This window comes from Bradyrhizobium sp. AUGA SZCCT0160, from assembly GCF_018130105.1.
Lineage (GTDB): Bacteria > Pseudomonadota > Alphaproteobacteria > Rhizobiales > Xanthobacteraceae > Bradyrhizobium.
This window is the reverse complement of the sequence record NZ_JAFCMD010000003.1, coordinates 376,060-399,880: the sequence shown is the minus strand read 5'-3', so window position 1 is coordinate 399,880 and position 23,821 is coordinate 376,060. Positions and strand designations below refer to the sequence as shown.

Below are 23,821 nucleotides of genomic sequence, written 5' to 3'. Positions count from 1 at the left end.
CAGAGGTATCCCCAGACACGGCGTCCGCGCGACGATGTCGGCTTTCGGACCCGGAGCAGACATTGAATTTCGCAGCGATCGTCGTAAATTTCGTCCGGATTGCAACGCCTTGAAAACCTGGAGGTAGATGCAATGACCCTCGACCAGTACGTGCGCGACCTGCGGGAGATTACTGCTCAGCGTTCTGATCCGGTCGAAATCACGGATCTGGTCGTACCGCTCGCCAGGAAATTTGCAAAATCGCCGGAACTGCGCCGCCCCGAATATCGTGAATGCGATGCCGAGCAAGGCTTCGGCGTTCACATGCTCCATGAAGAGCCCAATCACGATCTGGCCGTTTTCCTGGTATCGTGGCTGCCGAACCGAGGCACCAACCCGCACAACCACAAAACCTGGGCCGTGGTGGTCGGCATCGAAGGCCAGGAACAAGAGATCAACTATGACCGGCGCGATGACGGTGGTAAGCCCGGCTATGCCGACCTGAAACGCAGCGGTGAACACGTGATGACCGCTGGTGACACGGCCCGCTGTTATCCAGAACACATACATAGCGTCCGGAACGTTGGAAAAGACATTTCGATGTCGCTGCACACTTACGGCCGGCACATCAACTACACTGGACGCTCCGAGTTTGATGTAGAGCGCAAACTTGAGAAGCCCTACGTGGTCAGGGTCGCCGACGACGCGCACGTGCGGGCGCAGATCCTGACCAAACGAAGAATAAGTTAGCGTTCCGCGTCTGGCACTTTCGGACCTGGATTGCCGAGCCATATCCGAGCGGCAATCGGACCTGAAGCGTCGGCGTTACCGATGCGGGCCAGGATGATCTGACCAACATGGTTGCAGCGGCGAGCCAAGCATCACGAGCGTGGTGTTGTGATCAGCAGCCAACAGCCGCGAAGAGCCTATTTGCCGTCGTTCCAGATATCGGTCGCCATCTTCCAGTCATTTCCGACCTTTTCCCAAACCACAACATATTTTCCGCTCAGTTCCTGCGGCGTCGGGCCCTTGGTCTTCAGGCTGAAATTCCCGATCTCGCGCGCCGCAGAGGGGCCGAGCGGCTTGACGTCCAGGACGGTGAGTTTCGGATCGCCAACTTTTTCGGCCATGCTTTTCCACATTGCCTCGATCGCGGCTCGGCCCTGGACCATCGCAGAACCAGGCGGAAGTGCGATGGCATCAGCGGTGTAGAATGACGCGATCGCGGCGAAATCGGCCTTGTTGAAGAATTCAATCCATTTAGCGTTTGCCGCCTCGATCTCCGCCTTCTGTGCCGACGCTGGTCCAATCAACGCCAGCACGAATGCAATCACCAGTGCCATCCTGCTCATGATCAGCTCCATTTTTTGAATGCGATTGCTCGGTCGGTTCGCGCATCTCGGTCTCCGCGCCGATACTGCGTGCATGCCGATCGGCAGCAATTTTACCGCCCGGGGCATGTCCCTGAGACTCGCCCTATTGGGTTACCCCTGGTCAGCGCGGCCGCCCAAGGCAGCGTCGGAAACGAACGAAAGCCCGCGCCTGGCAATGTCCAGTTATTCACAACGTCTTCCCCGTTAACCATAGCTATATACGATGGTGTGAATTGACATCGTCGAAAAAATTTTAACCGAGAGTCGCAAATCGAACCGACCGCCCCGTTTTCGCAGGGCACAGTGGGTGCGGGGCTGGATCAAAGCTCATCAAAAAACAGATCGAACACGGAGCGTGAGCTCTCGTGACGCAAGCGAGCGTCTCGGGAAATGGCTTTCGCTTGAGAAAGGTGATGCCGCAGTGAGTGAAAGCGAAACGAAAGTTGCACCGAACGGAACCAATGTATTCGGGATGCCACTGTTGGAACTCCCGAAGATCGCGTTGCCGGGCGTGAGCTTCGAGCTGGCCGAGCAGGGTTTTGCCCGCGCGCGGGAAGGTTGCGAGAAGATGAAGGTCGCGTCAGAGGCGATGACGGAAGCGCTGCGCGAGAGCTATTCGAGCAATGCCAGAAGCACGACAGACTACGGCCTCAAGGTGCTCGAAATCTCAAACGCCAATGCTGCCTCCGCGATCGATTTCTTCGTCAATCTGCTGGGCAGCAAGTCAGTTTCGGAAGTCTTTACCTTGTCCGCGTCGCAGGCGCGCAAGACCTTCGACGCCGCATCCGGCCAGAACAAGGAATTACTGGCCCTTGCCCAGAAGCTTGCGACGGAAACGGGTGAGCCGATCAGGGATCACTTCGCCAAGATTCTGCACAAAGCCAGCTAAAAAAGCGGCGCCCAATTTACACAGAGGATTCGTTCAGGAGGGATCCGGCCGGTTGGAGTAAGCCCCGCAACGAGTATGCCCACCCCATGCTCGATCAGACAAATGCACAGGTGCGCTATGCCCCCCAAGTCACCGCACCGACAAGAGGCGCAAATCCAACCGGCCGGTACTTTGCTGCAAAGACAGCAAGTACCATTTCAAGGGAGGGACACATGGGTATGGTTATGGTGAAATGTCCGCAAAGCGGACGCGCGATCCCCACCGGCATCAAGATCGATCGCGAGAGCTTTGGACGCAGCGCGGTGTTCTTCTCGCGCACTCATTGCCCGATCTGCCGCACCTATCACGACTGGTTCGCGCGGGAAGCCTGGGTTCACGAGCCGAGCATCCGGACGCGGCGTCTCGGCGCGGGCTCCAGCGCCTGACCGTCGCTGCGCAATGGGGGACACCATGGCGCGCATGGAAATCTCAACTGAAACGTCGACCTGGCTGCTGCAGGCCAAGGATTTTCTTGAAGAAGCACGACGGCTGAAGCCGGGCCCCGCACGCAACGAGCTGCGCCAGACGGCGAAGGTGCTGCGCGAGCTCGCCAAGCTCGAGGCGAAGAAACGACACAACGGGAAGAAACGACACAACGGCCAGTCGCAGCGCGGATAGGTCGGCGGTCGCGCTCACACGACATCGCCCGATTCAATTTCCGGGATGCGCACAGCAGCGGAAGGAACCGCCGCGCGTGATCGGGCCGTGTTCGACGAAAAGATTTCTTCGACTTCGACACGCATGGTGTCGTGGCATTCGCACGATGCGGCCGCGAGCCGCGATCGGTCGATCTCGATCCGGCCTCGTTGATCGGACCTGATCGCTCCGGAAGCGCGCAGTTTACCCACCAGGAGCGTCACCGTCGTTCGTCGCACACCAAGGATTTGCGACAACGCCTGTTGGGTGAGCGGGAGCACGTCGTGGTCGATGCGGTCGCGAAATTGCAGCAGCCAGCGGGCCATGCGGGCTTCGACCGGGTGCAGCGCATTGCAGGCCGAGCCGAGTTGGAACTGTACCAGCATCGCCCTGGCGTGATTCTGGACCAGGTGCCGGATCGCCGGACTCCGGTTGAAAGCGGCGTGAAAGCGCGATGCGGGAATCCGCGAGGCGATGCCCGCCGCACGAACGACCGCGGTAACGGCCGAAGGCGACGGCCCGAGCACTGAAAGAATGCCTATTGCCCCCTCGCGCCCGACCGCGGCGGTGGCGACCGTCTGCCCGTCCGCCATGTCGATCATCAGCGAGATGGCGCCGCTATGAGGGAAAAGCACATGCTCGATCGGGTCACCCGCTCGCGAAATGACCGCGTCCGGATCGAGCGCGACCGTCTCCAGCACAGGCCCCAGCAGATCGAGGTCCGACGGCGGCAGCGCTGCAAGAAGGTGGTTACCAGTTCCGCCCAGAGGCTTCACTGAAGGGAGCCCGCGATCAGACATTCGCGGCCTTCTTCATTTGGAGTGTCTTCATTTGGAGTGTCGCGAAACGGCGATCTTGCTCCGAGATCAAACTCACCCTGGTACGCCTTTACGCTCGACAACAAATTTGCTCCCAACAACAAAACTTCTAACCATCGGCCGCGATATGGATTTCTGCTCGCCGCATCGCAAAGAGTTAGATGCAAATGCGACGGACGCAACAACAAAATGCGCATGCGTACCACCGTAGTAATGCGGAACGGGTGGTTCCAATTCCGGCGCACGGCACACGCCTTCCGGTACGCGGCACATGACGGAAACTTATCGGTGCCCGAGCCCATTGCGATATCGGCAGGTAGCACTTTTGAGACATGACGGTGGACCCCGACAATGTCCGTGAACGGAAGTCGTCGGCGGTCAGGCGCCCGAGCCGCGCAATGAGGTGAACGCTCGCGATCGGGGGGTCTATTATCTGTGGCAATATGGACGCCGCGCCCGTCTTGAGTGACAATGTCTCCTGTTGGCGAAGTGCCAGCGGTGGCCATATGCCGCCTGATACGAAACACAAGAGCGGCATCAAGACGCCCCGCCATGGAAACGCCCAATGCTGATCCCCCTTGCCGAGGTGCCGCGCTGGTATGCCGAGCGCAAACCTAAAGACACGATCGCGATCAGCCATGGCGCCGAGACACTGAGCTGGGAGCAGCTGGAGCGCAATGCCAACGCCCGTGCCCGCGCCTTTGCGGCCAAGGGCGTCAAGCCGGGCGATTTCGTCGCCATCGGCCTGCCCAACAGCAACGCATTTTTCGAGACCACGTTTGCGGTGTGGAAATGCGGCGCGACGCCCACTTCGCTGACCTGGCGGTTGCCGCGCGGCGAGGCGGCTGCGGTGCTGGACATTCTCAAGCCTTCGCTTGTCGTCGGCGGTCAGCCGGACTGGAATGCGCCCAACGCGCTACCAATTGATTTCATGCCGGACGGCTTTTCCGGAGATCCGATCGACAAGCCGGTGGCGCGCTACTGGAAGGCGATGACCTCTGGCGGCTCGACCGGCCGGCCGAAGGTGATCCTCGACCACCGGCCCGCCGTGATCGATACCGCAGGCCCCGCCGCGCTCGGCATGCCGATCGGCGCTTCCCTGCTCAACCCCGGGCCGCTCTACCACAACGCGCCCTTCATTGTTTCGCACACCGCGCTGTTCCATGGCGGGCGCGTCACCGGCCTCGTCAAGTTCGACGCCGAGGAATGCCTGCGCCTGATCGAAGCGAGCCGGGTGCAGTGGGTCAATTTCGTGCCGACCATGATGCACCGGATCTGGGCGCTGCCCGATGAGGTGCGGAGCCGCTACGATCTGTCGAGCCTGCAAATCGTGTTTCACATGGCGGCGCCGATGCCGCCATGGCTGAAGGAAAAATGGATCGAATGGCTCGGGCCCGAGCGCATCTATGAGCTCTATGGCGGCACCGAAGCGCAGGGCGCATGCATCATTTCGGGCGTCGAATGGCTCGAACACAGGGGATCGGTCGGCAAGATCGCCGAGACCTCCCGCCTGCGCATCATCGGCGAGGACGGCAACGAGGTCCCGACCGGCGAGACCGGTGAAATCTATTTCCTGCCCAATGACGGCGCCGGCAGCAGCTATCATTATCTCGGCGCCGAACCAAAACGCCGCGCCGACGGCTGGGAATCGCTCGGCGACATCGGCAGACTGGACGCCGACGGCTATCTCTATCTCGGCGACCGGCTCGCCGACATGATCCTGCGCGGCGGCGCCAACATCTACCCGGCCGAAATCGAGGCTGCGGTATCGGCCCATCCGTTAGTTCGCTCCTGCGTCGCGGTCGGGCTGCCCGATCCGGAATTCGGCCAGCGCGTGCACGCAATTCTGGAACTTGGGCCCGACACCGACGCGCAATCGGTCGCCGACGGCATGGGCGATTTCCTCTCCGACCTGCTCAGCCGCTACAAGCACCCGGAAAGTTTTGAAGTGGTCGATGTCGGCCTGCGCGATGATTCCGGCAAGGTCCGCCGCACCCTGCTGCGCGACGAGCGCGCCGCCTGGCTGAAGGAGAATCGCGCCTTCCGGATATTGCCCGCGCGGGCGCGGGCCAGGGCGGAGTGAGGAAAGGGCCGGGATAAACTACATTCTTGGCCTCGACAGCGCGTCCTTGCTTACAAACAGGAGGCGCCGCCGAAAGGCTGTCGGACTTTCGGCAAGCAGCACCCCCTTGAGAGATTGTAAACCACCAGCGAAGAATGGTTCACGAAGCCCGTTACCATGGGTCTCGCTCCACTCTGGTATCGGCAGCCCGTAAACGCGTGCAAGATGCTCGGCGACTGCAGCCACGTAGGCGTCGTGCACGGCGTCAATGGAAGCCGGCCGATCTTCGATCGCTCGCTGGCGCGACTCAGTGTTCGTATAAAACGAATCGAGAAACTCCCGAAGCGACGGGTCAAACTTCTGTTCGCCGGCTTTCACCCGACGGACCACCTCGCCCAACGAACCTGGTTTTTTGCGGAACAGATTCATGGCAGGCGCGACGCATCAGTGCGTCTGACCAGTGCCGTGGTCAATGTCCAGGTTTGAAAAAATCTCCTCGAGTCCCAACCGCGTTTTGGGTTGAAGCATGTTCTGCGGGTAAAATTTTTCGACCAACGTCAGGGCATCCTGGCTGCTTTTGATACCTATTGCGCGAGCGAGAAGCTTGATGTCGTCGATGTCCGAGTTCGTCTCGACACCCCCGACGCGCATCGCTCGGCACTTCATGGCAAACAGGTATTCCGGTTTCGCCGGGTATACGCGTAGACCTGGCTGATCCTCCGCTGGATAGGTGTTGAACAAGGCCTTGACATCAGGGTCGGCGTCTCTGCTGCTAAGCCATCCCTTCACACCGTCGTTCAACCAGTTTTCATCCCACCCAAATTCCTCGGCAATCTCCGCCGCGAGCTTTTTGATGAAGTCTTTGTTTCCCTCGAATACCGCATCGACGTCGCCGGTGTTGATCTGTCTGTTCAAGGTGAGCAGGAGGGCCGATCCGCGCCATATATCGCGATCTCGACGGTGCGACCGGCCGCAAATGCTCTCCGGCCAAGTTCGGCAAGGGCATGCTCCAGAGTTGACCGATCGAAATTCTTATCGCCGCTCATGGTTCGTTCTTCCGCAGCCAGTAAACGATACGCTTTTAGCACGAAAGCTGCCAGCAAACCGGTTCGTAGTTACGATCCGGGAGGACTCCCGGGCCGGCTCAGGGACGTCCGTTTGTTCCGGATCTATCATGCCGTCCCGCGCGCGGTCCAAAACGGATTGGAGACAACCGGCCGAAGCTCCTAAAAAGCCAACTCTCGCTTTCAGCGACATTTCAACCGACACATCCTGAGGTAAGATATTCCGGCTGACGTGACGGCTTTCGATCGGCCGCACCGCATGGGAATATGACATGTCTTTCCGCACGGATAACGAAGCCTATGAGGCCTGGCTCGCCACGCAGTGCGACGTCGTCAAAAAGGATATCGCCTACAAGCACAAGCGGATGAAGAAGAACCCCTTCATCTTTCTGCGGGCGACCTATTTCCGCTGGGCCAGAAAAATCGGCGACTGGTGTCCGGAACTGATGGATGCGCCGCAATTGCTTTCGGTCGGCGATCTGCATCTGGAGAATTTCGGAACCTGGCGCGATGTGGACGGCCGCCTGGTGTGGGGCGTCAACGATTTCGACGAAGCGGCCGTCATGCCCTACGTGCTCGATCTGGTCCGGCTTGCGGCCAGCATCCAGCTGGCGCCGAACCCGGCGGTCGACCCCAAGCACGCCGCTAGCGCCGTGCTCCGGGGCTATCGCGACGGCCTCGAGAACCCGCGGCCGGCGCTGCTGTTCGAAGGACAAAGCTGGTTGCGGCCCTATGCCGAGCCGGAGGAAGACAGACTGAAGGAGTTTTGGAAGGAAGTTGCCGACTACCCGGATTACAAGCCGCCGCCCGCAATCGCCAAGGCGCTGATCGAAAGCCTGCCTGACGGCGTGGACAGGAAGAGCATCCGATTGTGCCGCCTGCTCCGCAAGGGTGGCGGCAGCCTGGGGCGGCCGCGTTACGTCGCGGTCGGCGACTGGCGCGGCGGGCAGGTATTGCGCGAGGCCAAGGCGCTGGTGCCCTCGGCGTGGACATATGCCAACGGCCAAACATCCGGCAAGAAATCCGGCAAGAAACCCAGCAAGTCGAATTTCCTGGCGCTGGCCCACAGCCGCTATCGCGCGCCGGATCCGTTTCTCGACGTGCGCCATCAATTCATCTTTCGGCGCATCGCCGCCGATTCCCGCAAGATCGAGCTGGGAGACGCCGCCGGCAAGAAATTGCACCTCAAGTTGCTGGAGGCCATGGGGCTGGAAGTGGCGTCGGTCCACGCAGCAGGTGCGGTGCCGGTCGAGGCGCTGCAGGCCGACCTTGTGAAACGCCCGCACGGCTGGCTGAACGCCGCCGCAGCGGTTGCGGCCGACAAAGTCAAGCGCGATTATCGGGAATGGCGCAGCTGACGCGCGTTCCATCGATGCACGGATCGCAAACCGCGTTCGATCCGCGATCTCGATCCGCGGCCGTTTCGCTGATATAATCCGGCAAAGGCTGCCGCTGACAGGACCATGATCTATTCGGGTTGCGCGGCGTTGGTTAGCTGCGCGCAACCGTATGGGAGACCCTTCATGCCCTCTTTGACCGAATGGAAAGTGCCGCCGGCCAACCAGCCGCGCCCGGGCGATTACAGTTTTGATCTCGACCGCGCACTGGCCTCGGTGGTCGGGCTACATTCGATTATCCCCGCCGACGCCTTCAGCGCGGAGACGCTCGGCACCGAGCGCGCCGGCAATGGCGTGCTGATCGACGACGGCCTGGTGCTGACCATCGGCTATCTCATCACCGAGGCCGAGACCGTGTGGCTGCATCTGGGCGACGGCCGCGTGATGCAGGGCCATCCGCTCGGCTTCGACTTCGAATCCGGCTTCGGCCTGGTGCAGGCGCTCGGGCGTCTCGACATCGAGCCGCTTCCGCTCGGCTCTTCCGCCATCACAAGGGTCGGCGACCGCGTCGTGCTCGGCGGCGCCGGCGGCCGCACGCGATCGGTCGCGAGCCAGATCGCGGCCAAGCAGGAATTCGCCGGCTATTGGGAATATCTCTTGGATGAAGCGATCTTCACCCACCCCGCGCATCCGAACTGGGGCGGCACCGGGCTGATCTCCGGCCGGGGCGAATTGGTCGGCATCGGCTCGCTGCAGCTCGAACGCGAGCGCGAGGGCAAGGCCGAACACGTCAACATGATCGTCCCGATCGACCTGTTGAAGCCGGTGCTCGACGACTTGCGCAAATTCGGCCGCGTCAACAAGCCGGCGCGGCCATGGCTCGGGATGTTTTCGACCGAGATCGACAACCGCATCGTGGTGGTCGGCGTCGCCGGCAAGGGTCCCGCGGCGCGCGCCGAAATCAAGACCGGCGATGTCATCCTCGCGATCAATGGCGACAAGATCACCAGCCAGACCGGCTTCTACCGAAAACTCTGGTCGCTGGGGCCTGCCGGCGTCGACGTGCCGCTCACGGTCTATCATGAGGGCGTCACTTTCGACGTGGTGCTGACCTCGGTCGAACGCGCCAAGCTGCTGAAGGCGCCGAGACTGCACTGAGCAAGACTGCACTGAGCAAGACTGCACTGAGCAAGGCTTCACTGAGAAGGCTTCACTAAGAAGACTGCACTGAGAACGCTGCGCTAGAACAAAAGCTCCAATAAGCAGGGAATGCGCGATGAGCGAGGCCGTGGTGGACGACATCGTGGCCGTGCTGCCGCCGCTCTTGCAATCGCTCGAAGCGCTCGGCTTTGTCGCGCGCCATCTGAACCCCCCGGATTTCGGTCGCGTGATGGAAGCTGCCGGCACGCCGGACGAGGCGCTGCGCGCGGTGCGCCCGCGGCTTTCGCAGTGGCCCGCGGAATTCAGCGATATCAAGACCGCGCTCGAGGCCGCCAGCGACGCGGCGCTCGCCGCCTTCGACGGCCTGCGCGAGGTGCAGAACGGCAATGGCGATCTGGTCAGCGTGTTTCGCTCGCTGCGCCATTCGCCGCGCGCGCAGGAGGCGCTCTATGCGCTGGTCGCGAAATTGCCGCCGGTCAGCGAGTTCTTTGTCGAACCTTCGTTGCGCGAGGATGCCGATCTCGCCGCACGGCTGGCGCAACCCGCCAATGAAAACACCGGCATCTTCCACGACCATAACGAACCCGGCAGCCGCGGTGGCTTCTCGCTCTATGTGCCGGAATATTATACGCCTGATCGTGCCTGGCCGCTGGTGATGGCGCTGCATGGCGGCAGCGGCAATGGCCGCGGTTTTCTGTGGAGCTGGCTGCGCGACGCGCGCAGCCACGGCGCCATCCTGATCGCGCCGACGGCGACAGGAAATGCTTCAGATAGCAAAACCACCTGGGCGCTGATGGGCGAAGACACCGACACGCCGAACCTGCTGCGCATTCTCGAACAGGTGCGTTCGCGCTGGAATATCGACGCGACAAAAATGCTGCTGACCGGCATGAGCGACGGCGGCACCTTCTGCTATGTCAGCGGGCTCGAAAGCGCCTCGCCGTTCACGCATCTCGCGCCGGTCTCGGCGACGTTCCATCCGCTGATGGCTGAAATGGCGGATGCGGAGAGACTGCGTGGCCTGCCGATCCACCTCGTGCATGGCAAGCTCGACTGGATGTTTCCGGTGCAGGTGGCGCGGCACACCCGGCAATTGCTGTCGGCGGCAGGCGCCAACGTGACCTACCGCGAGATCGACGATCTCAGCCACACCTATCCGCGCGAGATCAACGCGCCAATGCTGGCGTGGCTGCGCGGGAGTTGACCGCACGGGCCGGGCCGGTTCCCGTGACAAAGAGACATAATCTCGTCTGAATTTATCGTCAAAAGTGAAGGACTTAGCCAACGAGGGGGGCCTCGTCAGCGCGGTATTGGAACCGCGACAGGATCTTCATGCCCTCCACGATTTCCCCCGCATCAATCTCGCGTTCACCCCTCTCTACATCCGTCGTGCTCTCCAAGGGGGTCAGCCGCCTTGAGGCAACGCTGAAGTTGACGACCGCGATCCTCGCGCTCGCGGCCGGCGTCTACACCTATCTCGGCGTTCGCGAACTGCTCAACGGCAGTCCGACGACCGTGTTCTTCGCGGCGGTCATTTATTCCGTCGCGGTGTCGGTCGGCATCTACGCCTTCTGGATTTTCCTGATGCAGTTCATGCCGCATGTCACCGGCCGCGGCGGCCGCGGGCTGATGTTCGGCTGCATGCTGCTGGGATCCTTGATGATCGTGGCGATGTCGTCCTGGCTGAATGCGTCGGCACTCGCCGGCGCCGCCGCGGTCCAGCAGCACCTCGCCATTACCGTGCAGAACTACACCCGCGATCTCGATACCGCCAACACCAACGCGATCGCGGCGCAGGGGCTTTTGCCCGATATCCAGCTCGCCTCTTCCCGCTTCGCCAAACTGGCCGATGCCGAGCGCGCCGGCTCGCTGACCGGCACCGCAGGTTCAGGCACCGTGGTGCAGCTGCTGACCCAGATGTCGGGGCAGCTCGACGGTCTGGGGCAGGAAGTTCAGGCTTCCGGCAAGCGTGTCTCGGCGCTGTACGAGCAAGGCGGCAAGAATCTCGCCAAAATGCGCGAGCTGATTTCCGACCGCGGTCCGATCTCGGCACGCAGCGACGCCTTTGCATCGGAATCGCTCGCCCTGATGGGCGTGATCGCCAACCTGCAGCAAACGTCGGTGGCGCCGGCGGTGAAACGGGCCGCGACGTCGCTGTCGTCAGGGTTCATTGCACCGGCAGCCGGTGGCCGCAGCGGCGATCTCGCGGAACGGCAAACCGCCGTTGTCGGAAAGGTGGAAAGTTCGATCGCGGCACAAGCCACCTCGCTCTCCGACGCCGCCGACAAGATTTTGGCGATGCCGCGGGTCGAGCCGGCCCGCTTTCAGTCGCTCACCCCGGCGGAAGCCGTGCTGCGCTATGCCAGCGATTTCATCCCGAGCTGGGCCGGAGCGATCTCGATTGACCTGATGCCGGCGGTGCTGGTGCTGATCCTCTGCGTGGTTCATGCCGCGATCCGGCGTGAAGGCCTGCCGGCGATGAGTGGGTCCGACATGACCGCGGGCGAACTGGTCGCGGCCCTGCAAATGGCGCGGGAGGTCGAAGAGGCCCGCCGAACCGTGCCGAACGAAACAAAGGACATCCCTGAGCCGCCATCGGAGCCTGCGCCGGCAGAAGAGAACGTGACGTCGCTGTCGTCGGCGCGGCATCCCAAGTAGCGCTGTCATGTCGACCATTTCGGAACGCTTTCACCATTGGCTCTCGGACCGCGCGGACGAGACCATGCTGCGCTGGATTTTTCGCGGCCTGGTTACGGTCATCGTGGCTGCGCTCGCTGCCGATCTCGCCGGTGCCAATGGCTGGATCGCTCCGCCCGATCCCGCGGCATTGCCGGCCGAGATCAAGCGGGACGCTCCCACGCTGGATCTTCCCAGCGTCCTCCCGTCCATCCTGGCTCCGCTTTTGCCCGGCGGCGACAATCGCCTGACGCCGTTGCCACAGCCGGAAGGCGCGCTGGCAAAGCCGATGACTTTTGAGCTGGTCGGCGGCGGCAGGTTGATCGCAAACGGCACGATCACGCCTGGAACTTCACAAGCTTTTGCCGCCGAAATCGGCAAGCGCGGCGACTATATCAAGACTGTGGTCCTGAATTCACCGGGAGGTTCGGTCGTCGATGCACTGGCGATGGGACGCCTGATCCGCGAAAAGAACCTGGCAACCGAAATCGAGGCCGGGAAATACTGCGCCTCGTCGTGCCCGCTGATGTTCGCCGGCGGCGCCGAGCGGCGCGCCGGCGACAAGGCCGTGATCGGCGTGCATCAGGTGGCGGCGATCGCGGCCGCGGCCAATAGCCCGCCACGCGACGAGATGAGCATGGCACAGAAAATCTCGGCGCTCTGCCAGCGCTATCTCGCCGAGATGGGCATCAACCTGCAGGCCTGGGTCCATGCGATGGAAACGCCGCACGACAAGCTGTTCGTGTTCAAGCCGGATGAGTTGAAGTCCCTTAATCTCGTGACGACAGCACCGGCTGCAGCACCAGCGCCGTCCGTCCCTGCGAAGGTGAGATCGTAGCATCAGCTCAGGGTTTCGCCGCATCGCGTGACGCGGCGAAACCCCGCGCGTCGCGGCTTAGCGCCAGCCGCCGGACGCCGAGATGCGCTCACCTGTCAGCCACGCCGAATCATCCGACGCGAGGAACACTGCAACCTTCGCGATGTCTTCGGGCTGGCCGAAGCGGCCGAGCGGCGTCATGCCGATGACCTGCTTTTCCACCTCGCCTCCGAGCAGTCCGGCGCTTTCGAGCCCTTCGGATGCCGTGGCTCCCGGCGCGATGGCATTAACGCGAATTTGTCGCGCGCCGAACTCTTTCGCCAGGCTGCGCGTGATCGAATCGACCGCGCTCTTGGTGGCGGAATAGACCACCGAATCCGGCGTCGGATTGAGGCTCGCGATCGACGAGATGTTGATGATGCTGCCGCCCTGCGGGCCGAAATATTTCAGCGCATGCTGGATGGTCAGCAGCGTTCCCAGCACGTTGGTGTCGAACTCGCGGTGAAACTCCTTCTCGGTCACGTTCTCGAGCGGCTCGAACTGGTAGACGCCGGCGTTGTTCACCAACACATCAAGCCTGCCGAACGAAGCCTTGGACTGTTCGAACAAACGCTTCACGTCGGCGGCATCAGCGACGTCGCCCTGCACCGCAATCGCCTTGCCTCCCTTGGCCGTGATGCTTGCTACGACGCGATCGGCGCCTTCGCGGCTCGACGCGTAGTTCACCACGACGGCGGCGCCCGCCGCGGCCAAACCCTTGGCGATGCCGGCACCGATGCCTTTCGAAGCTCCCGTGACGATTGCCACTTTGCCCTTGAGGTCACTCATTTGAATTCTCCTGATGGGCCGGCCCAGTTGCCGGCGTCTTGTGACCGGCTATCTACTTCGGACTGAACGGCTTATTAGGATGGCATCATTCCTAGGATTTGTGCCTGGAGTTCGGAAATGACGACAATTCTGGAGAAAACCGCCGGTCTGGTCGCGTTCGTGCGAACCGTGGATTCCGGCTCCTTCTCGAACGCCAGCCGCGCGATCGGCTCCAGCGCATCGGCCGTTTCGAAGAGCGTGGCGCGGCTGGAACGGCGGCTCGGCGTCCGGCTGCTGCAGCGATCGACGCGGACGCTGAGCCTCACCACCGAGGGCGCGGCCTATTACGAACGCGTCGCGCCGCTGCTCCGCGCGATCGAGGACGCCGAGGATGTCGTGCAGATGGCCGACAGCGCGCGCGGCCTGTTGCGCGTGACCGCGCCGGTGTTTGTCGGGCGAACGCTGGTCGGTGAATGGTCGCAAGCCTTCCTGGCGCGGCATCCCAACGTCAAACTCGAACTCAGCGTCAGCGATCGCCACGCCGATCTGATCCGGGAAGGTTTTGATGTCGCGTTGCGCGTCGGCGATCTCGCCGATGCCGATTTGACGGCGCGCAAGCTGGCCGATCTTGCCTTGGTGATGATCGCCTCGCCCGGTTACGTGGCCGCGCGCGGCGTGCCCCGCAGCGTCGCAGATCTGCGCCAGCATGCTTGTCTGCGCTATCTGCTCGCCGGAAAGCCCTATCCGTTTGCTTTCGCCGATGGCACCACCATCACGCCGGAAGGCGCGCTTGATTCAGACGACGGCATTACGCTGTATCACGCAGCCCTTCACGGCGCCGGCATCGCGCAGGTGCTCCGCTTCGCCGTCGAGGACGATTTTGCTGTCGGTCGGTTGATCGAAATACTGCCAGACGTCGCGATGCCGTCGGTTCCGATGCACGTTGTGCACGCCTTTGGCCGGCAATTGCCGGTCCGGGCGCGACTATTCGTCGATTTCCTTGTGGAACGCGTGAGCCGGATCGGCAAATAAGTTCGCTACGGAACTTTCCGCCACACGCAGCGTTGTTTGCGCATCACCGGAGGATGTCATGCGAACGTTTCTTGGAATGATCCTGGGCGCGCTGCTGCTGGTTTGCGGCGTCTACGTCTATGATTCGATGAACACATCGAGTGTGGCGAACGGTCAGGTCGCACAGAACAACCGCACCATCGTCAACTGGGACGTGGCCGCGACCGACTGGAAGGCGCTGAAGACGCGCGCCCACGAGGAGTGGACCAGGATCGCGTCGAAGTAATCACGCGAGCTTATTCGAACGAAATTGGGCGTCCTCGTCACCGACGAGGGCGCCCTTTCCTTTGACGCGATTAGTTGGCGCCTTTGGCTTTCCGCGCATCCTTGATGACCATTTCGAACTCCGCCATGGTCAGGATGCCGGGCACGCGGAACTTGCCGACGATAAAGGACGGCGTGCCACGGAAGCCGAAGGCTTCCGCCTGGGCGTGGTTGCGCGCGAGGATGGCGTCGATCGCCTTGGCGTTGGTGGTGAGGTCGCGGTTGAGGCGATCCATGTCGATGCCCTTTTCGGCGACCAGCTCGCGGGCGCGCGCCTCGGTCAACCGCGAACTGACGCCGATCATCGCCTCGTGCGCCTGCATGAACTTGTCCTGATATTTGGCCGCCAGCGCCATCCGCGCGGTGATCTTGGAAACTTCGCCGAGGATCGGCCAGTCCTTCAGCACCAGGCGGACCTTGCCGTCGTCCTGCACCACCTGCGCGATCTCCGGCGCGATCTTGCGGCAATAGGGACAATTATAGTCGAACCATTCGACGATGCTGATGTCGCCATCGGGGTTGCCGGCCGCGGGAATATCCGGATCGCGCAGCACCAGCGCTTCGGTCAGCACCGCGTCGTCATCATGCGCCAACGCCGTGCGCGGCATCGTCGCGGTGCCGAGCAGGGTTGCGCCGGCGCCCATCAGGCCGATCGCTTCGCGCCGGCTGGGTCCCGGATTGGTTGCGGCTGGTTTGTTGTGCTGGTTCATTGCTGCTCTCGCGACGGCCTCACCCCTGTCTACGCCCAGGATGAGGATATGTTACGCGCCAGCATATAGAGCGCCACCGCAATAATGACCACGGCGAACACAATGTTGAGGGCGCCGCGTCGCTCGGCGAGGTGACGGGCGGAGCGGGTGCCGGCCAAGCCGCCGGTAATACCGCCTGCGACGAACAACCCCGCCAGCGCCCAGGAGATGAGGCCGGACCAGGCATAGCTCGCAGCGGTGGTCAAGCCGAACGCGGTGACGGCGACCAGGGAGGAACTGACCGCGTTCATGATCGGCATCCCCGTCGCCAGCATCAACGCCGGCACGATCAGGAATCCGCCGCCAATGCCGAAGAAACCCGATAGCATCCCGGTGGCGAGACCAAGGCCGACAATAGCCGGCATGTTGGACATCGACATCTTGACGTCCGGCAACCCGATCCGCGACCGCGTCTTCAGCATCAGCAGCGCGATCACGATCATGACCAGCGCGAACAGCGCCAGAAGTTTCTGGCCGTCGACCATCTTGCCGAGGATCGAGCCGCCGAAGGCGCCGATCATCCCCGCGATGGCAAATGTCAGCGCGCAGGACCACACCACCGTGCCGCCGCGCGCATGGTTGGACAGGTTGACCGCGGCGTTGGCGGCGACCGCGATGGCGCTGGTGCCGATCGCGACGTGCGGTTCGGGCACGCCGACCACATAGACCATCAGCGGCACCGCCAGGATCGAACCGCCGCCGCCGACCAGGCCGAGCGAAAACCCGACCAGCATCCCCGACGCCAGTCCCAACACGCTTTGCGCCGTGGAGATGATCAAGATGGAAGACTCATGTGCACGGTCGGACCATAGAAGGAATTTCTATGATCCGCCATGGCTGCAGCACAAATCTGCCCTGCAACAGGCGTTCAGCGCACGTACCATGCTCCGAGCAATGTCCGACGTCAGGCGGGCGCGAGCGCCTTGTCCTGCAACGGTGCGCTGGCGCGGCGCGGCAGCGCCATCAGCGTACCCGTCATGGTTGCGATCAGAGTCTCGATGCCGTCGTGCTCCGCATAGGCACGCCCCTCGCATACTGTGAGCGTACGGCCCGGCTTGACGACCGTGGCGCGGAACGCAAAGCGCTGGCCGCGCGCCGGCGCCAGCAGGTTGGTCTTGAATTCCACGGTCAGGATGTCGGAGCCAATGGGCATCAGCGTGAAGGCGGCGATGCCGCAGGCACTGTCGAGCCCGGCCGTGATGATACCCGCATGCACGAAGCCGTTCTGCTGCGTGAGTTCAGCGGAATAGGCCATCGCGAGTTCGACCTCACCCGGCTCCAGCCGCGCAATTGAAATGCCCAGCGTAAGCATCGCGTGCTGGCGCTCGAACGTATCGGTTGCGATCTTGCGATAATCCGGATTTTTCGGTTCGAAGCGCGCTACCCCGCTCATGCCGGCACCGCTTCGGTCGGGTCGAGATGCTTCAGCGCGGTATTGCGGATCTCAGGCGCGAACGGCATCGATTTGTGGGCCTGCCGGTCGAGGTGCACGGCGGTGATTTCACAGGTCGCTGATATCTCACCGGTTTCGGCGTTGCGCATCTCGTGCAGGAAGCGGATCGACTTGTCGCGGATTTCCAAGAGCCGGCTTTTGACTTCGACGATGTCGCCGGCGAATAGTTCGCGCTTGTAGCTGATGTTCTGCTGCACGCCGGCCATGCCGCGGCCGGATTCGCGCAAATAGGACGGCGTCAGCCCGAGCCTTGCGAACATATTCCAGTTCGCCTCGTCGAACTTGCCGACATACCACATGATGTTCATGTGCCCGACATGATCGCATTGCCACGGATAGACCGTGCCGCGATAGGTCGCGTCCGTCTCCATCGTCTCGCTCCCGCTCATCGTTTCTGGCCGGTTGTCGATTGTTGATACGGTAGCGTATCAGGGCGTGAACAGGTTAGCAATACGGTACCGTATCAAGAATCGGTGAGGCTGGAATCGATGACCGACGGCAAGAACGAGAACCGCAAGGACGCGACCTGTAAGGACAGGACCTGGATCGAGGCCGGCATGGCGGAAATCGCGCGCACCGGCGTCGAGGGCGTGCGGGTCGAGGTGCTGGCGAAGAATCTTGGCGTCACCAAGGGCGGTTTCTATCGCCGCTTCAAGGATCGCGCGGCGCTGCTGGACGGCATGCTGCAGAACTGGAGCACCGGGCGCATCGCCGCGATCGAAAGGCAGACCAGCCTCGATGGCGCCACCGCGCGCGAACGCTTGCGGGCGCTGGTTGCGCTTTATTCAGAACGGATGAATACCGAGGGCATGGCGGTGGAGCTTGCGATCCGGCAATGGGCGCGATCTGACGAGGCCGCAGCCGCAGCGGTCGCCAGCGTCGATGCCGCGCGGCTGCAAAATGTCGGGCAGCTCTATCGCGCGGCGGGGCTGGCGGCGGAAGAAGCCGACGCGCAGGCGTTCCTGTTCTACTGCTTCATCTTCGGCCAGAGCCTGCTGTTCCTCGAACGCGGCCCGCGCAAGCGCGCGCAGCTGATCGCAAAGTCAGCCGAGAAGTTGCTCGAGGATGAAGGTTAGGCGCGGCCGAGGACCGGCCGCGCCTTAAAACGCTCAGCCTTTTCTCAGGCCGTGGGTTTCAGCTTTTTGCTGCATTCGCTGTAATAGCCGCCGCCCTTCTGGATCCACTTCAGGCCACCATTGCCGTTGGTGGTCTTGTTGGCGTTGTACTGATCAAGGCAGGTGTGCATGCGCTGCTTGCCGGCGGTTTCCTTGGCGTATTTCGGATCGACAGCGTTCGGATACACCGCAGGTCCCGATGGCACCGCCGGCGCCGCAGCTTCCTTGGCGGGCGCGGCTTCCTTCTTGGCCTTGGCTTCCTTGGGCGCGGCAGCGGGTGCTGCGGCCGGCGCGGCCGCTGGCGCCGCGGCGGTGGCATCGGCACCGCATTGCGCCTTGCGGAAGTCATTCCATTTCTGGCCGCCGAGCGTGCCGGCGGTCTTGGCGGCCTGGTATTTCGCGCTGCATTCCTGCGCGGTGAGGGCCTGGGCCGGCGACGTCACCATGAACGCCGCAAAACCCGACACCGCCATTGCGCAGAGTATTTTTGCTTGATTGGTCATCCTAAGGCTCCCTTGGGGCAGTTTAACTAGGGCAGTTTAACTAGGGCAATTTAGCTTGGGCCATCCAACTTGGGCAGGTCGTCCTTGTGCAGTTATCGTGCAATCATTCAGGGGTTTTGACCTGCACCGCCATCCTAACGCAACCAAAGCTTGCGGCAACGAAAGCCGCGATTTTCCGTTCAAAATAATGTGGCTGTCAAAGACGCGGATTGTCCGGTCCATTCACTTGGCGTTCAGCATCACGGCGCGACGGTCGCGCCCTTGTTTCCAATCCGAGGTGCCCCATGAAGATCTCTTCCCTTGTCACCGCGACCGCGATTGCTTCGCTCCTGCTGATGGGCGCGGCATCGGCGCAAACCGCCGCGCCGGCTGCAAAGACCGAGGCGCCGAAGACCGAGACCAAGGCACCGGCCGAAAAGAAGACTGCCGCGAAGCCGCGTACCCCAGGCTCCCTCGAATGCTCCAAGCAGGCCGACGAGAAGGGGCTCAAGGGCAAGGAACGCAAGAAATTCCGTTCCGCTTGCAAGAAGGAATTCGCCGACAAGGAGAAGGCGGCGGGAGCGAAGTGATCACCTGCCCTGCCGCTTCAAGGCAAGGACTACTTCGCATCTGCATGTTTGATGGTGTTGCCGGGCGCCCGCGGACCCGCGCGGGCGCCCGTTGCTTGCCCGCGCAGGGACCGCCCGCGCCGGGGCCGAAGATGGCTGACGCACGCATTGCAGCAATCGCGTGGCGCATTTGTCCCCCAATGCGGGATTTGCCATAACGCGGCGTGAGCCTGATCCCCGCATCGATGACGTCTGCGATTCCTGACCGCGCCAGGATTCTCTCCACGATCGAGACAATCGTCCTCGGCGCCGCTGGCGGCTTGCTGTTTCTTTGGGCAAACCTGCCCGGCGGACTGATCTCCGGCGCGATGTTCGCGGTCGGCATCGCCGCGATCTGCGGACGGCCGCTCGCGATGCCGCCGATCCTGACGCAAAGCGTGCTGCTGCTGCTCGGGATCACGCTGGGCTCGCTGGTGTCGCGGCAGCTGATCCAGCACATGAGCTCCTATCCGCTGACCATCGGCCTGCTCGCGCTCGCCACCTTCTGCTCGACGTTCGGCAGCAGCTTCTATCTGCAGCGCTTCCACGGCTGGGACCAGACCTCGGCCTTGCTGGCCGGAAGCCCCGGCGCGCTATCGCAAATCACCATCCTCGCCGCCGAGAAGGGCGCCGACGTCGCTGGCATCGCCGTGGTTCAGACCATGCGCGTGATCATCCTCACCGCCGCCCTGCCGCTGCTGCTGGCATTGACCGGGATCGCGCCATCGGCGCCGCCGAACATCGCCGCCATCATCGCCTCGCCGCTCGAACTGGCCGTATTGATCGCGGCTGCGGTCGCGGTCGCGCTGCTGTTGCTGCTGATGAAATTTCCGGCGAGCTGGATGTTCGGCGCGATGATCGCCTCGAGCGTGCTGCACGGCACCGACATGATCGAGGGCGGGCTGCCGCCCTGGATGCGCGGCGTGGCGCTGGTCGGCATCGGAGCGGTGATCGGCACGCGCTTTGCGCGGGTGAAACGGTCGACGCTGCTCAGCCATGTCAATGCGGGGCTGGGTTCGTTTGCGGTCGCGATCGTGATCTCGGCGATCTTCGTCGCCATCATCGCGCTGACCACCCATGTGCGGCTGGCCGACGTGCTGGTGGCCTTTGCGCCGGGCGCGATGGACGCCATGCTGGCGCTGGCCCTGACGCTGCACATCGACCCGATTTTCGTCGGTGCGCATCATCTGTCGCGCTTCGTGTTCGTCTCCATCACGACGCCGGGCATCGTCCATCTGTTCGGACGGCCGCAGGATGATGTGGACGATTAGGCTCGCTTGACGGACTTCAGGCCCCACGCCGCGATCGCGGCCATCGCCAGCGAGATCAGCACATTGTAGCCGGCGAGCGAGAGGCCGAGGAAGCGCCACTGCACCTCGTCGCAACGGATCACCTTCACGGTGTCGAGGCGCTCGAGCAGCGTGCCGGCGCTGCCGAGATCGACGAGCGGGCCCGAGCAATCGGTCGGGCCCTGCCAGAACTTCCATTCGACGCCGGCGTGGTAGCCGCCGAACCAGGCGTTCGCCAGCGCCGCCAGCGCCAGCAGCGCGAGGCCGGCCAGCAGCACCGGCCGCGGCGCGTCCCGCGAGGCCACGAAAGCGACCAGAAGGGCGAGCGGGACCGCCAGATAATAGGCATAGCGCTGTTCGAGGCAGAGCGGACAGGGGCGGATATCGAGCACCAGTTCGAAGAACCAGGCGCCCGCCAAGGTCGCCGCTGCGATGGCCGCGATCGCCAGCGCGGCTATCGTAGCCGTATTGGCGCCAAGCCCGGCATGTGACGGATTTGCGGTGGCATGAAGCGTCACGGGCGTTCTCCAACAATAACAACGTCCTATCCCTCTGAAGTGGCGCTGTCGAGGCGCGGGACAATCACATCCGCGCGGGTTGACCCGCCGAAACCGCCCGCTATATTCCGCCGGCTTCGCGGCACCGGCCTTCTGGCCGACGCCCCGAGGGCCCCTGTGGCGGAACTGGTAGACGCGCTCGACTCAAAATCGAGTTCCGCAAGGAGTGCTGGTTCGATTCCGGCCAGGGGCACCAGTCTTCGCCGCTACGCGGCTTCGCCTGGCGCGGCCAGACGCAAATCCATCCTGCGCAGCGGCGAAGACTGCCCAGCGTAGCCTCTTGCGCAGCGAAGCGATCGCCTCGTACCGTCTGTCAGGACTGCCACCTCGGTCAGGAATCACCCAGGGCCACCCGATGGACATGCTCGTCAAGCTCTATGCGCTGCCGGATTCCCGGCCTGCGTATGATCGATTGCGCAACGCCGGAATCGTCATGCGCCGTGCGTTGGCCCCCGAAAAGCACAAGGTCACAGGCTGGGTGCGGCAGAATTTCAGCGACGCATGGGCCAGCGAAGCCGATGTCGCGTTCGGCCGCCAGCCGGTCTCCTGCTTCATCGCGGTCCGGGACAAAAACATTATCGGCTTCGCCTGCCATGATGCGACCTGTCCCAACTTTTTCGGTCCGACCGGCGTCGATCCGAAGGCCCGGCAGGGCGGGGTCGGGAAAGCCCTGCTGTTCGCCTGCCTCGAGGACATGCGGCAACAAGGCTTTGGCTACGCCATCATCGGCGGCGTGGGGCCGGCGGAGTTTTATTCGAAGGCGGTCGGCGCGGTGGCCATCGAAGGTTCGGAGCCGGGGATTTATCGCGGGCTGCTATAGGCCAGGTGATCGCTAGGTCCGGGCGACGGCGGAAGATCGCTCTCGACCCGACCCGCTCGCTTCATTCAAATGTGCGCCGGCATCGGGCGCAATCGAGCCCGCGTCGGTTTCCGCCAGTTCGGTGCGATTGCGGCCGAGGCGTTTGGCCTCATAGAGCGCCTTGTCTGCGGCGGCGATGAGATCGCGATGCCTGGTTTCCGCGCCGGGCACCAGCGACGCGACGCCGATGCTCAATTTCGCATGGCCGCGCTGAATCTCGTCCGCGCCGCAGCGGACGATCAGATCCTCGCGAATCCGCGCCGCCAGCGCTGCCGCATCGCCGAGCGGCGTGTCCGGCAGCAGAACGGCGAATTCGTCGCCGCCATAGCGCGCACCGATGTCCGAAGGGCGCTTCACATTCGCCGCGATCGACGCGGCAATGTCCTGCAGCAATCTGTCGCCGGCCTGATGGCCATGCGCGTCGTTGTAGACCTTGAAATGGTCGGCATCGATCATCAAGAGCGCGACCGGCGCGCTGCCGCGCATCGCGCGGCGCCATTCATAGGCCAGCGCGCGGTTGAAATGGCGGCGGTTGGCAAGACCGGTGAGCCCGTCGATCGTGGCCAGGATAGTGAGCTTCTTTTCCGCGGCGCTGCGGCGCGCGAATTCGCGATGCAGGAAGGCGGCCAGCATCACTGTCACGGCGCACAGCACGGCCATCAGGACGCCGATCGCGATCGCCTGCCGCCACCACGCCGCAAGAACATCGTCGAGCGATTGGCCGACCACGACGATCAGCGGCAGATTGCCGACCTGGGTATAGACGAACAGTCGTTTGATCCCGTCCGACACGGCCCTGGATTCATAGTGGCCGCTGGAAGCCTTCGGGAAGTGGTTGAACAGTTCGGCGCGCTTGATGTTGCTGCCGATGAAATCCTGGCGAAACGGCCAGCGCATCAGCACGATGCCGTCGGTGCGCGCCAATGTCACCGTGCCATTGGGACCGAGCGACGCATCCTTGAACATCGCCTGGAAATGGTCCTGCAGCATGGCTGTGAGCACGACGCCGGCAAACGAGCCGTCCGGATGCGACAGCCGCCGGCTGAACGCCACCAGCGAGAGGCCGGTGACACGGGACGCGATCGGACGGCTGACGTACAGGCCGGGAAAATCATTGTCTCTGTGAAACTGGAAATAATCCCGGTCGGACATGTTGTGTCCCGGCGGGATCAGATTCTTGGAATCGTGGGTAATCCGTCCGGTGTTATCGACGACGAACATCGATGTCGGGTGACGCGCGGTTGCGGAATAATCGAACAGCACCAGCTGGCGCATTTCCGGACTGAGACGATCGAGACCGGGCAACTTCAAATTGCTCATCAGCCCCTCGAGCGAGAGATTGAGCAGATCCACGTTGCGGGCGATATCGGCCTTGAGCGAATTGGCGAGGCTGGTGGCGACCTCGGTGGCACGCGCTTCGGTCGCCCGCCGCGCCTCCAGCAGCACCCAGCCGCATACCGCGGAGAAGCTCAGCGCCAGCAGAATGACCGAAATCGTCATCCGGTGATGCGACTGCGTCCATGCCCAGCCGGAAGCGTCACCTGCCTCGTCGGGTTCGCGCGACCAGAGCGACTTCCACACCGGTTTGCCCGCTTCCGCTATTGCCACGGAATTCACCTTGCAAGACGTTGCCATCGCCTTTTGTGCGCCGATGGAACGAGTTAGGCGTTAAAGGCCAAGTGAATTCGCCCCAAGTGGTTCACAAATTATTCGCGG

At 62.9% G+C, this 23,821-nt stretch carries 28 protein-coding genes and 1 tRNA gene; 17 read left to right on the top strand and 12 right to left on the bottom strand.

Annotated features, from left to right (window positions below):
• The first annotated feature begins 132 nt into the window (after positions 1–132).
• Positions 133–729 carry a cysteine dioxygenase family protein gene (locus JQ558_RS08040; protein ID WP_212276927.1) on the top strand — a complete coding sequence of 199 codons (597 nt, stop codon included), beginning with the start codon at positions 133–135 and terminating at the stop codon, positions 727–729.
• Positions 730–905: 176 nt separating this feature from the next.
• Here JQ558_RS08040 and JQ558_RS08035 read toward each other — a convergent pair whose 3' ends face one another.
• On the bottom strand, positions 906–1,421 hold the full coding sequence (locus JQ558_RS08035) for a DUF4440 domain-containing protein (RefSeq protein WP_249119787.1): 516 nt from the start codon (positions 1,419–1,421) through the stop codon (positions 906–908).
• Between the two features lie 238 nt (positions 1,422–1,659).
• Here JQ558_RS08035 and JQ558_RS38095 point away from each other — a divergent pair, with 238 nt between their 5' ends.
• The 3 genes from JQ558_RS38095 to JQ558_RS08020 all read left to right on the top strand — a co-directional run bounded on the left by JQ558_RS38095 (position 1,660) and on the right by JQ558_RS08020 (position 2,898).
• Positions 1,660–2,241: a phasin family protein gene (locus JQ558_RS38095; RefSeq protein ID WP_312014737.1), complete on the top strand. Its 582-nt coding sequence runs from the start codon at positions 1,660–1,662 to the stop codon at positions 2,239–2,241.
• A gap of 212 nt (positions 2,242–2,453) precedes the next feature.
• Complete coding sequence (locus JQ558_RS08025; protein WP_212209800.1) at positions 2,454–2,666, top strand: hypothetical protein; 213 nt, start codon at positions 2,454–2,456, stop codon at positions 2,664–2,666.
• Between the two features lie 25 nt (positions 2,667–2,691).
• Positions 2,692–2,898, top strand: coding sequence for a hypothetical protein (locus JQ558_RS08020; protein WP_212209801.1), 207 nt, complete (start codon positions 2,692–2,694; stop codon positions 2,896–2,898).
• Between the two features lie 14 nt (positions 2,899–2,912).
• Here JQ558_RS08020 and JQ558_RS08015 read toward each other — a convergent pair whose 3' ends face one another.
• On the bottom strand, positions 2,913–3,716 hold the full coding sequence (locus tag JQ558_RS08015) for a Crp/Fnr family transcriptional regulator (RefSeq protein ID WP_212209802.1): 804 nt from the start codon (positions 3,714–3,716) through the stop codon (positions 2,913–2,915).
• Between the two features lie 583 nt (positions 3,717–4,299).
• Here JQ558_RS08015 and JQ558_RS08010 point away from each other — a divergent pair.
• Entirely contained in the window at positions 4,300–5,817 is a 1,518-nt protein-coding gene (locus JQ558_RS08010) for an AMP-binding protein (protein ID WP_212293305.1), read from the top strand.
• Positions 5,818–5,835: 18 nt separating this feature from the next.
• Here the strand turns inward: JQ558_RS08010 and JQ558_RS08005 are convergent, their stop codons facing one another.
• Together JQ558_RS08005 and JQ558_RS08000 are read right to left on the bottom strand one after the other, a co-directional pair.
• A complete protein-coding gene (locus JQ558_RS08005; protein WP_212293304.1) occupies positions 5,836–6,225 on the bottom strand; it encodes a hypothetical protein in 390 nt (129 codons plus the stop codon).
• 15 nt (positions 6,226–6,240) lie between these two features.
• The gene (locus JQ558_RS08000; RefSeq protein WP_212293303.1) at positions 6,241–6,711 is read right to left on the bottom strand and encodes a hypothetical protein; all 471 of its coding nucleotides are present in this window, start codon (positions 6,709–6,711) and stop codon (positions 6,241–6,243) included.
• A 421-nt stretch (positions 6,712–7,132) separates the two neighbouring features.
• Here JQ558_RS08000 and JQ558_RS07995 point away from each other — a divergent pair, with 421 nt between their 5' ends.
• From JQ558_RS07995 to JQ558_RS07975, 5 genes are all read left to right on the top strand, one after another.
• On the top strand, positions 7,133–8,218 hold the full coding sequence (locus JQ558_RS07995; protein WP_212293302.1) for a DUF2252 family protein: 1,086 nt from the start codon (positions 7,133–7,135) through the stop codon (positions 8,216–8,218).
• Between the two features lie 165 nt (positions 8,219–8,383).
• Positions 8,384–9,355, top strand: coding sequence for a S1C family serine protease (locus JQ558_RS07990; protein ID WP_212293301.1), 972 nt, complete (start codon positions 8,384–8,386; stop codon positions 9,353–9,355).
• A 118-nt stretch (positions 9,356–9,473) separates the two neighbouring features.
• Positions 9,474–10,562: a phospholipase gene (locus JQ558_RS07985; RefSeq protein ID WP_212293300.1), complete on the top strand. Its 1,089-nt coding sequence runs from the start codon at positions 9,474–9,476 to the stop codon at positions 10,560–10,562.
• Between the two features lie 128 nt (positions 10,563–10,690).
• Positions 10,691–12,016: a hypothetical protein gene (locus JQ558_RS07980; protein WP_212209808.1), complete on the top strand. Its 1,326-nt coding sequence runs from the start codon at positions 10,691–10,693 to the stop codon at positions 12,014–12,016.
• A gap of 7 nt (positions 12,017–12,023) precedes the next feature.
• Positions 12,024–12,872, top strand: a complete 849-nt coding sequence (locus JQ558_RS07975; protein WP_212293299.1) for a hypothetical protein — start codon at positions 12,024–12,026, stop codon at positions 12,870–12,872.
• A gap of 57 nt (positions 12,873–12,929) precedes the next feature.
• Here JQ558_RS07975 and JQ558_RS07970 read toward each other — a convergent pair whose 3' ends face one another.
• On the bottom strand, positions 12,930–13,679 hold the full coding sequence (locus JQ558_RS07970) for an SDR family NAD(P)-dependent oxidoreductase (protein ID WP_212209810.1): 750 nt from the start codon (positions 13,677–13,679) through the stop codon (positions 12,930–12,932).
• A gap of 117 nt (positions 13,680–13,796) precedes the next feature.
• Between JQ558_RS07970 and JQ558_RS07965 the strand changes: the two genes are divergently transcribed.
• Both JQ558_RS07965 and JQ558_RS07960 read left to right on the top strand, forming a co-directional pair.
• Positions 13,797–14,690 (top strand): LysR family transcriptional regulator, encoded by an 894-nt coding sequence (locus tag JQ558_RS07965; RefSeq protein ID WP_212209811.1) that lies wholly within the window; start codon positions 13,797–13,799, stop codon positions 14,688–14,690.
• 58 nt (positions 14,691–14,748) lie between these two features.
• Entirely contained in the window at positions 14,749–14,955 is a 207-nt protein-coding gene (locus JQ558_RS07960) for a hypothetical protein (RefSeq protein WP_212209812.1), read from the top strand.
• 70 nt (positions 14,956–15,025) lie between these two features.
• Here JQ558_RS07960 and JQ558_RS07955 read toward each other — a convergent pair whose 3' ends face one another.
• The 4 genes from JQ558_RS07955 to JQ558_RS07940 form a co-directional block, all read right to left on the bottom strand.
• Positions 15,026–15,703: a DsbA family protein gene (locus tag JQ558_RS07955; RefSeq protein ID WP_212209813.1), complete on the bottom strand. Its 678-nt coding sequence runs from the start codon at positions 15,701–15,703 to the stop codon at positions 15,026–15,028.
• A 29-nt stretch (positions 15,704–15,732) separates the two neighbouring features.
• On the bottom strand, positions 15,733–16,518 hold the full coding sequence (locus JQ558_RS07950) for a sulfite exporter TauE/SafE family protein (protein WP_212293344.1): 786 nt from the start codon (positions 16,516–16,518) through the stop codon (positions 15,733–15,735).
• A gap of 128 nt (positions 16,519–16,646) precedes the next feature.
• The gene (locus tag JQ558_RS07945; RefSeq protein WP_212293298.1) at positions 16,647–17,135 is read right to left on the bottom strand and encodes a PaaI family thioesterase; all 489 of its coding nucleotides are present in this window, start codon (positions 17,133–17,135) and stop codon (positions 16,647–16,649) included.
• Positions 17,132–17,566: a thioesterase family protein gene (locus JQ558_RS07940; protein ID WP_212209814.1), complete on the bottom strand. Its 435-nt coding sequence runs from the start codon at positions 17,564–17,566 to the stop codon at positions 17,132–17,134. The genes JQ558_RS07945 and JQ558_RS07940 overlap by 4 nt, the downstream gene beginning before the upstream one ends.
• Positions 17,567–17,683: 117 nt before the next feature.
• Between JQ558_RS07940 and JQ558_RS07935 the strand changes: the two genes are divergently transcribed.
• Complete coding sequence (locus JQ558_RS07935) at positions 17,684–18,271, top strand: TetR/AcrR family transcriptional regulator (RefSeq protein ID WP_212276919.1); 588 nt, start codon at positions 17,684–17,686, stop codon at positions 18,269–18,271.
• Between the two features lie 44 nt (positions 18,272–18,315).
• Here the strand turns inward: JQ558_RS07935 and JQ558_RS07930 are convergent, their stop codons facing one another.
• Entirely contained in the window at positions 18,316–18,813 is a 498-nt protein-coding gene (locus tag JQ558_RS07930; RefSeq protein ID WP_212209816.1) for a hypothetical protein, read from the bottom strand.
• A gap of 284 nt (positions 18,814–19,097) precedes the next feature.
• Here JQ558_RS07930 and JQ558_RS07925 point away from each other — a divergent pair, with 284 nt between their 5' ends.
• Positions 19,098–19,382, top strand: coding sequence for a PsiF family protein (locus JQ558_RS07925; RefSeq protein ID WP_212293297.1), 285 nt, complete (start codon positions 19,098–19,100; stop codon positions 19,380–19,382).
• A gap of 203 nt (positions 19,383–19,585) precedes the next feature.
• Complete coding sequence (locus JQ558_RS07920) at positions 19,586–20,671, top strand: AbrB family transcriptional regulator (RefSeq protein ID WP_409410496.1); 1,086 nt, start codon at positions 19,586–19,588, stop codon at positions 20,669–20,671.
• Here JQ558_RS07920 and JQ558_RS07915 read toward each other — a convergent pair.
• Complete coding sequence (locus JQ558_RS07915; RefSeq protein ID WP_212209819.1) at positions 20,668–21,207, bottom strand: disulfide bond formation protein B; 540 nt, start codon at positions 21,205–21,207, stop codon at positions 20,668–20,670. The genes JQ558_RS07920 and JQ558_RS07915 overlap by 4 nt on opposite strands.
• A gap of 150 nt (positions 21,208–21,357) precedes the next feature.
• Here JQ558_RS07915 and JQ558_RS07910 point away from each other — a divergent pair.
• Together JQ558_RS07910 and JQ558_RS07905 are read left to right on the top strand one after the other, a co-directional pair.
• A tRNA-Leu gene (locus JQ558_RS07910) sits at positions 21,358–21,442 on the top strand.
• Positions 21,443–21,601: 159 nt separating this feature from the next.
• On the top strand, positions 21,602–22,066 hold the full coding sequence (locus tag JQ558_RS07905) for a GNAT family N-acetyltransferase (RefSeq protein ID WP_212293295.1): 465 nt from the start codon (positions 21,602–21,604) through the stop codon (positions 22,064–22,066).
• A gap of 12 nt (positions 22,067–22,078) precedes the next feature.
• On the opposite strand, the gene JQ558_RS07900 is transcribed toward JQ558_RS07905, so the two are convergent.
• Entirely contained in the window at positions 22,079–23,713 is a 1,635-nt protein-coding gene (locus JQ558_RS07900) for a sensor domain-containing diguanylate cyclase (RefSeq protein WP_212293294.1), read from the bottom strand.
• Between the last annotated feature and the right edge of the window lie 108 nt (positions 23,714–23,821).